The following is a 14163-nucleotide window of genomic DNA, read 5'->3' on the forward strand; positions in this document are numbered from 1 at the left end:
AACGACATTGCCCGCTTTATGCATTAGCCTATCTATTACAATTCCTAATGCATAAAACGGGTTTAAGCCATCTGCTGATGCCCAAGGATTTACTTGTATGGGGGCAGGGCATTACAAATTCCGTTCTCAGCAGTCCGCGTTTCAAATGCGGAACCAGAAATGCAGCTGGTATTTGGTATGTTTCCCCCAACTACTCCATTTAGCTCTGAGCTTCAGCATCAAGGCAATCCTCCATAAAAACCCACTAAAACTGGCGGTTTCCCACTTAGCCTGTATCCATTACTAAAAAAATTAGCTTTATTAAAATTTCAACCCAACAACTACATTTTTCAACTCTACTTAACGAAAAATCATTTTTGCTAGCTATTCCATATGGAAAAAACCCATTTTTTCATCAATCGAAAAAACAGAAATAAAATATATTAAAAACATTTTTATGTATCTGTTTTACTTTTTAGTGCATAAAAACGATATTGTATACATAAATAATCAGAAAGGAATTTTGGATTTAATTTGGTAGAAAACACCTAATTCTCAAACGACCTTTCAATTGCCTTTCGGAGAATTGATTCTCCGAAAGGAACGACAACTTAAAGTAACCATTACTCTCTCTTACTATGGAAACGCTACTTCTGCAGGTGGAAAGCATAAAGCTTATCATCTGGGATTTGGATGAAACCTTTTGGCAAGGAACACTCAGTGAAGAAGGTATCATTCCAATCCCTGAAAACATCGAACTTGTTAAAAAACTATCCAAAAGGGGCATTATCAATAGCATCGTCTCCAAGAATGACTATGATGTTGCCAAACAAAAACTCCAAGAACTTGGGGTCTGGGATTATTTCGTATTTCCAGCCATTGACTGGAGCCCAAAAGGAGTATTGATCAGGAACATCATCGAAAACTGTCAGCTTAGAAGTCCCAATGTACTCTTTCTGGACGACAACCACTCCAACTTGGAAGAGGCAAGGTTCTACAACCCCTGCATCAATGCCCATTTCCCTGATTTCATCGAGCAAATCGACAACCATGAAGCTTTTGAAGGCAAGGATGACACTAACTTATCCAGACTGAAGCAATATAAGATACTCGAAAAAAAGCACGAAGCTAAAAAGTCCTACGACGACAACATGGATTTTCTAAAATCCTCAGGAATCCAAGTAGAACTCATTCATGACTTATCCCCTCATCAAGACAGGTTGCACGAACTATTGCAAAGGACCAATCAACTTAACTTTACGAAAGTTCGACTAAGCCAGGAACAAACTGCTGCATTGATCGACAGCTCGTCCAGTGAGTCAGCACTGGTCAAGGTAAGGGACAACTTTGGTGAATATGGCATCATTGGATTTTACAGCTTGGATAAGACATGTAATCGGCTAAGCCATTTTGTATTCTCCTGCCGTATATTAAATTTGGGAATCCCGCAATACCTCTACGCAAAACTAGGCTTCCCAGAATTACATGTAGTGCCAGAAGTTGCAGAGGTACTGGACCGTTCAGAACCAGACTGGATAGAGGAAATCTCCACAAGCACACCCTCACCCTTAACTGGCAAAATTGCTTCTGACCACAATCAACAGCAACTATACTTCCGGGGTCCTTGCGATTACAAACAAACACTCTTTTACCTTTCCAATTCGGGTTTCAAAATCACACAGGAAACCAATTACGTATCGAGCAACATCCCCGTTTACCCTACGCATACCCAAGCATTGCTCGGAGCCATACAGCTATCTGGTTCGACTAAAAAACAAGTTTACTCGATTCCAGGCATTCCCTTTTTTGACCAAAACTATTTTGAAACGAACCTTTTAAAAAACACCGCCGACAGCATTGTCATAGCCTTGGAAGCAGATTATTATCAGCATATCTATCAGCATAAGCAGTCCGGCACAAAATTGGCTCTTGGCAAAAGGGAAGGCATACTCACCGAAACGGCCAACCATTCATCACTGATCAAATACTTTAAAGAAAGAGGAGCAGATCATTTCGACGAAAAGGTCTTGAAGGACTTTAAGGCACACTTCGAACACTTGGGCTTAATCTCCCCAAAGGATTTTCACCACCACCTGCTCACTATTAGAAAACTTATTCCTAAGCAGAAACAACTGATCCTGATCAATGCCCCTACCCCCTCTTTTAAAGAAGAAAAAAGGTACGCATCCATGAACCAAGTGGTGGATGACTTCGTCAAAAGTGCTAAAAACACCAAACTCGTTGACCTTCGAAAACTGCAGAACGTATCAACTTCTACCTCCGAAGCAACGGCAGCCTTCCACAGAAAAACCTATTTGGATATTGCTAACCTGCTCCTGGATTTGGTTCCTAGTACATCAGATGGAGTGTCAAAAAGGAAAATCGGTCTCTTCTTGGTATTGAAAAATGAAGTTAGGATGCGATACCTTTCACTAAAGAGTATGTTGCGAAAAAATATATGGAAAAAGGCAAAACGCCTGAACTTCCTCTTTGCACTAGAGCTGTATCTGGAAAATGGCATTATGGATACAATGTTTTCATTTAGCCTCGCAATGGTCTAAGGGAAACCTTCTAAATTATAAAACACCAGCGGTAGGAGCTGGTGTTTTGCTTTTATAGGAGATAATGATTTATTTTAAAAAGCCATTTCTCCACTACTACAATGCTACACCAAAAGTTAGACCTCCTGATCACCGAACTGGCTAAGTCCAATATCATAAAGGGGCATGAACTGGACCTCGATGCATATGACCGGCTTGTCAATTACAAAACTGCACTGCTCACCCTCCACGACATAGGCAATTACAGACCCGTACATATCAATAATGCCTGCAAAGCGTTTTATGGTTTTCCAAATAATTTCCTGTCAGGGATGGATTATATTTACTACCTCAAAACAATTCATCCTTCTTATTACCCAACGCTTTTCCGCTCCCTAACATTCTTCAATGAAGACAGGGAAAAATACCTTGACCTTACGTACAAACTCAAGGACGCAAAAGGAAATTGGCAGATCATGGCAGGAACGACCAAAACCATCACCCGCACTGCCGCCAACAAGCCGCTTTACGCAATATCACTGCTGCTCCCCCAAAACGAACTCTCCGCTGACCATGGGGCACCCATCAGGCTACTTGAAAGCCTTACAAAACGTGAGATGGAAATTTTTCTGAAATTTGCAGAAGGCCTGACCGCTCAAGAAATAGGGCCTAGCCTGTTCATCGCGGAAGAAACGGTCAAAAAACACAAACAAAATATCTTCAAAAAACTTAAATGCAACAAGACCAGTGAACTGGTCAAATTGGCATTTAAACTTGGGGTAAAATATTGAAGGAGACCCCAACTGGATCTCCTTCAAAGGCCAACAATTTTTCTATTTACCCAAGTTCGGGGCGTAATCTCTCCAATACCTCTTTGGCCTCATGCCACTCCAACCGGGGGCCAAACTGGCTCACCACCTTCGAGGAGGCCAAACTGGCCAACTTGCCACTGGAGGCATAAGAATGGCCATTGGTGATACCAAACAAAAATGCACCAGCAAACATATCTCCAGCCCCATTCGTATCAATGGCTTCCGTTTCGTACGGTTCTATATCGATAAATGTATCCCCATCATAAATTATGGCACCATTTTTCCCTTTCGTGATCACAAATCGTTTGGCTGCTTTTTTCAATTCTTCCCGAGCCTTCATCAAATCCTCTTCACCCGTAAAAAGCTTCGCTTCTTCTTCATTCGAAAACAACAAGTCCACTCCCGCGCCGATCACTTCTTCAAAACCTTCTTTAAAGTATTTTACCATGGCTGGGTCTGAGAAGGTAAGGGCCACTTTGGTTCCTTGCGCTTCAGCCAACCTTTTAGCTTGCTTCATGGCAGCCTTTCCATTTGGAGAAGTCACCAAGTACCCTTCAATATAGAGGTATTCGGCATCATTGATCACGGCTTCATTGATATCCTTCGTGGAAAAATTCTCCGTGATGCCCAGGTAAGTGTTCATCGTGCGTTCTGCATCTTCGGTCACCATCACCAGGCATTTTCCCGTAATGCCATCTTCCAACCGGTCTGGTTGCAGATTATTGGTGACGCCGGAAGCCTTTAAGTCCTCCACAAAAAACTTTCCCAACAAGTCATTGGCAACCTTGCAATTATAATATGCACTTCCTCCGAATTGGCTCACCGCAATCACCGAATTGGCAGCTGATCCACCGCATTGCTTTTTGGCTTCTGCGGTATTGATCACGGCCATAAGCTCATTTTGACGCGGTTCATCCACCAACGTCATCAAGCCTTTTTCGACTTTATTTTCCGTTAGGAATTGGTCAGTGACCTTAAATTCAATATCTACAAGGGCATTTCCCATGCCCACTACATTATATTTCTTTTTCATACGTTCGTTATCAACTCATCCAACTGATTTATTCAAATATTTTATGCCTCTCAAACGGTTTTTCGCGATCAAAAAGATACCGGTAAGTATGATGGGTCTTATAAATCTTTGCGTACAACTGCTCACACACCCGCATCATTTTAGGGCTGAAATCTCCGATCCAGTTCATTTCAATGGTCTCATACGGAAATGATGCCTGCGAAGACATATCATTAAATTTCTTCACCATGGCACTTTCCACCCCTTTGCCTTGCTGTTCTGGTACTACCCCAAACACCAATCCAAGCATTTTATCCGGCGGATTAAAAATCTTGTGGTAAAGGAATTTTATCTTGCCCACCCAGTTCATTTTTCCGTCAACGTACTTAAAAATCTGGTTAAGCTCAGGAATGGAAATAAAGAAACTGACCGGCTTTCCTTTATAGAACCCAAAATAAATCAATTTCTCATCCACTACTGGCTTCAACTTCTTGAGCATGAGCTGGGCTTCCTTTAGGGCCATGGTCTTCCCCATATGACGCGCCCAAGCCTTATTGTAAACCTCTACAAAGTACTCGGGAAACCTTTCGTTCAATTCCTTCCCTTTTAGGTATCGGTATTCATAATCAGGATCATCTATGGTAATGGCCGCCCGTTTATGGAATTTAGGATCAAAATCCACCCCCTTTACCGGCCGCATGTAGGTATATTGCTTGAAATAAACCTTAAATCCATATTCCTCAAAAAAAGCTTGATAATACGCAAAATTCCAGGGCATGTTATAGTTTGGCGGGGTAAATCCCTCCACAAGCAACCCCCACCACTTGTCCCGCTCACCAAAGTTTACTGGACCGTCCATGGCCTCCATTCCTTGCTCCCCCAGCCAAGCCTTTGCCGTATCGAAGAGCTTAAATGCAGCCTCTTTGTTGTTGACACACTCAAAAAAGCCCACCCCTCCTGTCGGCTGCTTGTCCTTCCACTTGGGATTGGTAAAAGCAGCGATCCTGCCAATAGTCTTTCCACTATCATCCAACAGCAACCACCGCTTAGCTTTGGCACCTTTTCGAAACAATTTGTTGGTCTTCGGGTCAAAAAGTCCTTCTATATCTGCATCTATCGGCCTGATCCAGTTCTTTTCTTTTTGGTACAGGCGAACGGCCATGTCCAAAAATTCCCGCGCATCAGCGGAACTGGTTACTTCCAGTACATTCATCTGCTACTGTTGTTTTTTTGAAAGGCTAAAAATAGGGAGTTTTTAGGGGAATAGAAAAGATGCCCGACCCTTATCTCGCCAGTATTATGGATCAAGCAATATTTCTGGGGGACGAATGTTGACATGACCTTATAAAAGAAAATTTCATACCTTAAAACGATGGGCTTCCTCTATTCGCACGAATGGGTATTAGCGGAAATTTGCGGGGGAATAGGGAGGGAAATGTGGCTAAATCCGAAAACGTTGGATGGCCAATTTACCATGGGCTTTACCCATGGATACAAATATATCGCCCTCTGGGGTAGCTCTCGAGTGTAATCTTTCAATGCAGGTCCAACATGCACTTTGTGCCTTTGAGACCTTTGCGGCACTTTTATGTATCGGTGGTTTTGCCATTAAGAAAACTGGCAGTCCCCAACTTTTACGCTTGATACTAAATTTTAAACATCAGTTCTTGCACAAACTTAAAACGGACAAAGCCCCAAGACTTTAGAAATTCCTTACGATCTACAAGCCCCTTCGACTTAAGTCGCTTATAGTCCATGATCGGTCTATAAATAAAAAAGTAAAGCAGGAATAACGACACAAAATTATACCATCCAATATAATCAAAAACAAAAAGCTGCATGACAATCATCATGGGCAAAATAGTCACTAAATGATAGGCGATTAGCTTTCTCATTTCTCTGAATTTTCGATAAACTATTTTCCTCACTAGGTAATCAAACGAGGCGATTCTGGGTCTGAAATATCTTCCTTAAACGGAAAAACCACTTACACTTAGTCCTTAATATAAGAAAAACCTAAAAAATAACGCGCATTTATTCAAAAAAAAGTAAAAGGCCAGCTATCAAGCCGGCCTTTCATTGAGTATTTTTCAACACGATACTAATCAATGACATCACCATAGAGATCAAATTCGGTAGCTTCATTTACCTTGACCTGGACAAAATCACCAATCCTACAATAATGCTTTGAAGCATCGATCAGCACCTCATTGTCCACCTCTACAGAATCAAACTCCGTTCTCCCCACAAAGTACCCATTTTCTTTCTTGTCCACCAGCACTTTAAACGTCTCCCCCACTCTTTTTTGGTTGAGGTCAAAGGAAATTTGTTCCTGTACTTCCATGAGGTGATTGGCCCTGGCCTGCTTTTCTTCATCAGGGACATCATCATTCATTGTGAATGCGTGCGTATCTTCTTCATGTGAATAGGTAAATACTCCCAATCGCTCAAATTTCATCCGCTCCACAAAATCCACCATTTCCTGAAATTCCTTCTCTCCTTCTCCCGGATGCCCAGCAATCAGTGTAGTCCTGATCGCAATCCCGGGGATTTTTTCCCGAATCCGATGGATAAGTTCTTCCTGTTTCTCACGACTGGTCCCACGGCGCATGACCTTGAGCACATCCGAAGATCCATGCTGAAGGGGGATATCCAAGTAGTTGCAAATATTGGGATGCTCGGCCATCACGTCGATCACATCCATCGGAAAACCCGTAGGATAGGCATAATGCAGCCTTACCCAGTCAATGCCATTCACATCAGCCAGAGCCTTCATCAGGTCGGCCAGTCGTCGCTTTTTATAAATATCCAAACCATAATAGGTGGAATCTTGGGCTATCAGCAATAGCTCTTTGGTGCCATTGGCGGCTTTATGTTCCGCTTCTTTGACCAATTCCTCGATCGGTTTGGAAACATGTCCACCACGCATCAGTGGTATGGCACAAAATGAACAAGGACGATCACATCCTTCCGAAATTTTCATATACGCATAGTGCGAAGGATGGCTCAACAGCCGCTCCCCTACCAACTCATGCTTATAATCAGCCTTAAACTTCTTCAGCAAAGCCGGAAGTTCCCTCGTGCCGAAAAAAGCGTCCACCAAAGGGATCTCCTTTTCCAAATCATCCTTATACCGCTGCGAAAGACAGCCCGTCACATACACCTTCTCGACCAAGCCCCTCTCCTTGGCATCCACATATTGGAGAATGGTATCGATCGACTCTTGCTTGGCATTATCTATAAAACCACAAGTATTGATGATGACTATATTATTATCCTGCTGCTCGGACTCGTGGGAAACATTGATCCCATTGCCCTTTAACTGGGTCAACATCACCTCAGAATCCACCAGGTTTTTGGAGCATCCCATGGTGATGATGTTCACCTTGTCCTTTTTTAATGTTCTCGCCTTCAAATCTTTTCTTCTTTGCTGCAAAAGTACAAAAAGATCAGCAAAGGGCAGTAGCATGGTAGGGCAAACGCATTTAAAAAAATGTTTCTATTTGCATTAATATCTGCCGTTCCAACGGAACTTACCATTTGTGTGTAATCATTTTTGGTGCAGGTGGTCACCTGCACGACCCTCCGCCAAAGGCGGATGAGGCGGGATGCTCAGTTGCTAACGCATATTCTGGGCTCAATGCCGTTTAGTTAAGGGGATTTCCTTCTTTTCATATACCTAAAAGTCCTTTTTTTGATTGACTTTGGCTGGGGAAACCTGATCATCCTGGTGGGTTTTATCCTTTTCCTTTTTTCCATTGATGAAAAAAGAAAGAAAAAAATCTAGGCCTGTGGTATTCCTTTTAAAATGGAACATGGATTTACCCTGCGACCGAGATCCGTCACCCATTTTAATTTCCATACCAAGGGCCGTAATAAGGAAGCGATACCTTTACGGGACTTATCAACTGAATCCGCCTTGCAGGTATTGGGCGTTAAGAAATTAAAAAGCGGGCGGGCAAAAAGGCAGGCTTGTTTGACGAAATACTAGCCAAAAAGAATATTGGCAGCTAGAAAAGGAGGAGTTTGCCTGCATGAGGGAAGGTTTTAATTTTAGGCCAATACCTGCACACCTGTGCGCCGTGGCGTAGCGGCGGGTTTTTTTGGTTACTTTTTTGACCTGAAGCAAAAAAGTGACAGAGGTAAAGGGATGAAAACCACCTAGGGATTTAGCTAGAAAAATAACTGCCAAAGGAAAAAGATAGAACCCGTATTTTCCAGATACGCACTAACTAAACGGCATTGATTCCGGGTTAACCTCAACCAAGCCAACCGCTATACCTAAGCTATCCTCAACCTCCCGAAGGAGTGCAAGCGGCACGGATGATGTTATGCCTACACGAAAATTGTTTCCCTTTAAAACACTAAACGCGTTTGCCCTGAGCAGCATGGCTACCCGATCTATCCATCGGGAATGGATAAAAATAATGCCCGGCATCAGAAATACCGCTTGCTCGATCCACCGGAGTAGATCATAAAGCCCTATTACCTGACACCGGCCATGTTATGGCTCACTTACACTTTCCAGCCATCTCGATAAGTTCGGCCGACAAACTGATTAGCTTCCTCAAGATTAGTGATCAGCATCTTGTCACCATCCCAAAGCAACTTCTTACGGCCATAATAATCCATGCCGCCGTTGCCGTTTTCCCTTCTGAGCATATAGCTTCGGATAGCCAGATTCCCCATCAGTACCGTCTCGGTCATCGGACCGGCATAGTCAAAAGACGAGGTAAGTTCCTTATGCTCTTTACTGCCAAAACCTGCTTTACAAGCATCCACCCACTTACGTTGGTGACCATATTCTGGTTCTGGGAAATCCTCCGTCTGTGGACCAAACTCTGTGGTACCGTCATTGAGGTATAGTTTTGGCATCAGCGGGCTGCTGTCATTGATATTGGTAGAAATAATCCCTTTCTCTCCGATGATCAACACGCCATTGGCACTATCGGTACCGCCAATATCATGATCTGCGGGAATGATATCTGGGTGAGCTGGACGTATGCCACCATCACTCCAAGTCATTTCTATGGGAGATTTGCTCTTCTGTGTAGCATCAAATTTCAGCGAGATGAATGAAGATGCAGGACAACCTTCCGGATGATAATCTGGCGTCCACATTTTAGAATATACTGCCCCTACGCTACATTCAGCAGATTTAGGGTAGTGAAGGCCCAATGTACGGAAAGGTATGTCCACCAAGTGACACCCCACATCCCCCAATGCACCGGTACCATAATCCCACCATCCTCGCCAGTTGAACGGATGGAGATTAGGCGTGTAAGGTATCTCTGGTGCTGGCCCCAGCCATAAATCCCAAGCAAGGTCATCTGGCTTTTCGCCTGGAGCAGGCTTAGGGAAGGCATTGCCTTGTGGCCAAACGGGACGGTTGGTCCAGATTTCTACTTTGTGAACTTTGCCTATTTTATCTGAATCGATCCACTGCTGCACCAAATTCAATAGCGGATTGGATCCACCTTGGTTTCCCATTTGGGTGACGGCTTTCTGGTCGCGGGCCATTTGGGTAAGGAGCCTGGCTTCGCGGATATTGTGCGTCATGGGTTTTTGTACATAAACATGCTTACCTCTTTCCATGGCAAAGGCCGCTGCAGGCCCGTGAACATGGTCGGGAGTAGAAATGGTCACGGCGTCGATGTCTTTTTCCTTTTCAAGCATTTCCCTGAAGTCGGCATATAGCTTTGCATTGGGGAAATTCTTTACCGATTGGGAAGCCGAACCGGAAAAATCCACATCACATAAAGCCACTACTCTTTCGCGGCCATTGACCGAGGCATTCTTAATGTCACTGGCTCCTTTGCCACCAGCACCAATCGCTGCGATATTCAGCTGGTCACTCGGAGCCGTGAAGCCCACACCGCCCAGTATGTGCCTCGGCACGATCAAGGCAGAAGAAGCTAAGGCTGCATTTTTAATAAAATTCCTTCGAGAGTTTTGACTCTCTGTTTTCTTAGGTTTTTCCATGGGTTATTAAATGATTGATTTTTTTTGCTTAATCGAATTATCAACCTAAAATAAGGCATTTTTATTTCTGAAGCACTATGATTCGTACAGATTATCCGGCTTGTCTCAGGATAATCTTGCACCAAAGACTTTCAATAAAAAATCCCATCCCACAAATACCTTTCATTAAAATTTTATTTTACCAAAAATATTATATAATTTACCAGAATATGATACAATTTTAACCCTAAAAACTAAACCTATGCAACTCCAAAATATCCTAACCAAGCCACCATTGTTATTTCAGTCGTTAACTGACATCGCTTATTTTCCATTTTTTTGTAACAAAGCATAACTTTCCAAGGCCCATCAGGTCTGATTATAAACCATAATCCTCCAAAATTAACGTACAAAGAAACTAATTATGCTACCTGCTTTGGCAGGCCGGTTACGTATGCGTAAAAATGCAAACGTTCTCATTTTAAGGATTTATAAAATACAACCTAAAAAACCTACGCTAAAGTCATTTTTATGAACAACTATATCGATTCAGGTTAACTGACCTTTTCCTTTCCAATAGTTTTATTTATTCATAATTAACACCAAACCTATGTCTAAATTATTATCCAATTTTAAATTGGGGGTGATACTGCTATGCTTTTTTGTGAGTGTCAGCGCCCCTTTTCCAAATGCCCTTGGGCAATCAATTCAAGTAACCGGAAAGGTTACGGATGCTGAAAATGGAGAATCCATTCCGGGTGTAAGTATCTCCCAAAAAGGGACGACAAAAGGCACCATTACCGATCTGGACGGAAACTACAGCCTAGAGGTAAGTGAAGACGCTACACTGGTATTTTCATTTATCGGATACGCCACCCAAGAAATACCTTTGAACGGGCAATCGACGGTCAATGTATCCATGGAAACAGACATTACCGGGCTGGAAGAAGTCGTCGTAGTGGGATACGGCACGCAGAAGAAGCAAGACCTTACAGGAGCCGTTTCTGTGGTAAAGATGGAGGAAATGACCCAACAACCCAGCCCCCAGCTCACCAGTCAGCTTCAAGGAAGGGTATCCGGAGTAACCATCACCGGCTCAGGCCAACCCGGCCAAGCCCCTGAAATCAAGATTCGTGGTGTCAACACCTTTGGTAATAACACCCCGCTATTCATTGTGGATGGTGTACCCACCCCCAATATCAACGACATCAACCCTAACGATGTGGAGACCATGCAAGTCCTAAAGGATGCTGGTGCTGCCTCCATATACGGTTCAAGAGCTGCCAATGGTGTCATTATCGTCACCACCAAAAAAGGAAGGGGAGATGTAAAAGTAAACTACAACATGTACATCGGCTCCCAACAAGTCCAAGGAGGCAATCCATGGGACATCCTTTCCTCCCAAGAGATGGCAGACCTTAAATTCATGGCCCTCAGAAACACCAATCCAGGCGGAACCATCAATGACGATCAGTATGGCAGTGGCCCTGATCCTGTACTGCCAAATTATATTGCACCGGTAGGTGCGCAAACAGTCGATGAATCCCTCTACAATGTCAACCCTTATTACACCGATCCACAAGCACTTGACAACTTCTACCGAATTGTAGAAGCCAATAAAACCGGCACCAATTGGTTTCAGGAGATCTTTGCACCGGCACGGATCCAAAGTCACAACCTTTCTGTAAATGGAGGAAGTGACAAGGGTAGTTATTTCTTTTCCATGAGCTATTTTGACCAGCAAGGTACGTTGACCAACACCTACCTCAAACGCTACACGATACGGTCAAACACCTCCTATAACGTAACAGATAACATCAGAATTGGCGAAAACCTGACCTATTCCATCTCAGAAAACCCCACCATCGACAACCTTACAGAAGGAAGTGCGATTGGCATGGCTTTCAGACAGCAGCCCATCATTCCAGTCTATGACATCATGGGTAATTTTGCGGGATCTTTCGGATCAGGTTTAGGGAATGCCAAAAACCCCGTAGCCATCCAAGAGAGAACCAAAAACAACCGTGGGGTGGCATCCAGGCTTTTTGGAAATGTATTTGCGGAAGTGGATTTCCTGGAGCATTTTACCGCCAGGACGAGCTTTGGCGGCCAGTATTACAGCAATACCTATAACCGCTTCCAATTTCCAGAGTATGAAAACTCCGAAAACCTTAATGTAAACCAATATACGGAAGGGGCAAATTTCAACTTCAATTACACCTGGACCAATACCCTGACCTACAAAAGGGAATTTAACGAACGCCACGACTTGACAGTATTGTTAGGCACCGAAGCCTACAGAAACAACGGCAGGGACATGGAAGCATTCACCCAAGGGTATTTTTCTTTTGATCCGGACTATGTCACTTTGACCAATGGTTCAGGCACCCAACAACACTCCAGCTCAGTTTATAAAGATGCGCTGTTTTCGCTATTTGGAAGAGTGGACTACACCTACAATGACAAATACATCCTCAGTGCCACGGTCAGAAGAGATGGTTCTTCCCGTTTCTTGAACGAGCAATATGGCGTCTTTCCAGCAGTCAGTGCTGGCTGGAGAATTTCAGAGGAGGAATTTATGCCAGAAAACAGCTGGGTCGATGACCTTAAACTTCGCGGCGGTTACGGCCAAATGGGCAATCAGCTCAATGTAGCTCCCGGCAATGCCTACTCTACCTATGAGGGCAACAGGAACGCATCCTATTACCCCATCGATGGCAGCAACTCGACGATCCAAGAAGGTTTTCAGGAACAAAGGATCGGAAACCCCGATGCCAAGTGGGAACGCAACATAAACTCCAACATCGGGATTGACGCCAGCTTCTGGCAAGGCAAAGTCCAACTGACCCTCGATTACTATAACAAAACCGTAGACGACCTGCTCTACAACCCTGAGGTCATCGGCACCCAAGGAGCAGCAGAACCTCCATACATCAACATCGCCAAAATGACCAACAAAGGGTTTGACATGGATGCCAGCACTTACTTCAATTTGGCCACGGACCTGACTTTTACGACTACCCTTTCATTCACTACCTACAGCAATGAAATCGTGAAAATTGCAGATGGCGTACCGTATTTTGACCAAGAAGGCAGGAGGTTTAACGGAAGCAATATCATCCGAAACCAAGTGGGACACCCCGTAAGCGAATTTTATGGCTATCAAGTAATCGGTTTTTGGAATTCTGAGCAAGAGATCAGCGATGCCAATGCCTCTGCTGCAGAGGCCACGGGCGATTCAGAAGCAATCTACCAAGATGGCATTGGCTTGGGCAGGTTTAAATACCAGGACACTGACGGTGACGGCATCATCACCCCTGATGACAGAACGCCACTGGGCAACCCCAACCCTAAATTCACTTATGGTATCAACTTGGGGCTGGAGTACCGCAATTGGGATTTCAGCATGTTCCTGTATGGCGTAAGCGGAAATGACATCTGGAACAATGTAAAATGGTGGACGGACTTTTACAGCTCTTTCCAAGGAGCCAAAAGCCACACGGCCCTTTATGACTCTTGGACACCAGAAAACATGAATGCTACGGCCCCTATTCAGGAAACCACTGGCTCATTCAGTACAGCCGGTGTCCCCAACTCATATTTTGTCGAAAATGGGAGTTACCTGAGGGCACGGCAGACACAAATCGGATACACCTTTGACCAGGCATTCCTGGATCGCTACCGTATCGGAGGACTACGCCTCTACGCCCAAGCGGCCAACCTGTTTACGATCACCAACTACTCGGGACTGGATCCTGAGATATCCGGTGGCACGACCAGTTTTGGTATCGATGAAGGGCAATACCCCAACCAACGCCAATTCATCTTTGGCCTTAACTTAACGTTCTAAACTTGAAAT

The 14163-nt window shown here is 44.0% G+C and carries 9 protein-coding genes; 3 read left to right on the forward strand and 6 right to left on the reverse strand.

All coding sequences use genetic code 11. The features are described from left to right. The first annotated feature begins 617 nt into the window (after positions 1-617). The gene (locus tag FDP09_RS02315) at positions 618-2540 is read left to right on the forward strand and encodes a hypothetical protein (RefSeq protein ID WP_137401112.1); all 1923 of its coding nucleotides are present in this window, start codon (positions 618-620) and stop codon (positions 2538-2540) included. A gap of 101 nt (positions 2541-2641) precedes the next feature. Continuing rightward, positions 2642-3310 carry a LuxR C-terminal-related transcriptional regulator gene (locus FDP09_RS02320; RefSeq protein WP_137401113.1) on the forward strand — a complete coding sequence of 223 codons (669 nt, stop codon included), beginning with the start codon at positions 2642-2644 and terminating at the stop codon, positions 3308-3310. A 46-nt stretch (positions 3311-3356) separates the two neighbouring features. Here the strand turns inward: FDP09_RS02320 and FDP09_RS02325 are convergent, their stop codons facing one another. From FDP09_RS02325 to FDP09_RS02350, 6 genes are all read right to left on the reverse strand, one after another. Beyond that, a complete protein-coding gene (locus FDP09_RS02325) occupies positions 3357-4364 on the reverse strand; it encodes an adenosine kinase (RefSeq protein ID WP_137401114.1) in 1008 nt (335 codons plus the stop codon). Positions 4365-4392: 28 nt separating this feature from the next. Further along, positions 4393-5556 carry a hypothetical protein gene (locus FDP09_RS02330; RefSeq protein ID WP_137401115.1) on the reverse strand — a complete coding sequence of 388 codons (1164 nt, stop codon included), beginning with the start codon at positions 5554-5556 and terminating at the stop codon, positions 4393-4395. A 433-nt stretch (positions 5557-5989) separates the two neighbouring features. Next, positions 5990-6238, reverse strand: a complete 249-nt coding sequence (locus tag FDP09_RS02335) for a hypothetical protein (RefSeq protein ID WP_137401116.1) — start codon at positions 6236-6238, stop codon at positions 5990-5992. A 206-nt stretch (positions 6239-6444) separates the two neighbouring features. Further along, positions 6445-7758, reverse strand: coding sequence for a 30S ribosomal protein S12 methylthiotransferase RimO (gene rimO / locus FDP09_RS02340; protein ID WP_137404917.1), 1314 nt, complete (start codon positions 7756-7758; stop codon positions 6445-6447). A 264-nt stretch (positions 7759-8022) separates the two neighbouring features. Then, the gene (locus FDP09_RS02345; RefSeq protein WP_137401117.1) at positions 8023-8205 is read right to left on the reverse strand and encodes a hypothetical protein; all 183 of its coding nucleotides are present in this window, start codon (positions 8203-8205) and stop codon (positions 8023-8025) included. A 653-nt stretch (positions 8206-8858) separates the two neighbouring features. Continuing rightward, positions 8859-10325, reverse strand: coding sequence for a Gfo/Idh/MocA family protein (locus FDP09_RS02350; protein ID WP_137401118.1), 1467 nt, complete (start codon positions 10323-10325; stop codon positions 8859-8861). 589 nt (positions 10326-10914) lie between these two features. On the opposite strand from FDP09_RS02350, the gene FDP09_RS02355 reads away from it, so the two are divergent. Further along, entirely contained in the window at positions 10915-14154 is a 3240-nt protein-coding gene (locus tag FDP09_RS02355; protein ID WP_137401119.1) for a SusC/RagA family TonB-linked outer membrane protein, read from the forward strand. Positions 14155-14163: the final 9 nt, after the last annotated feature.

It is taken from the genome of Echinicola rosea (assembly GCF_005281475.1).
Classification (GTDB): domain Bacteria; phylum Bacteroidota; class Bacteroidia; order Cytophagales; family Cyclobacteriaceae; genus Echinicola; species Echinicola rosea.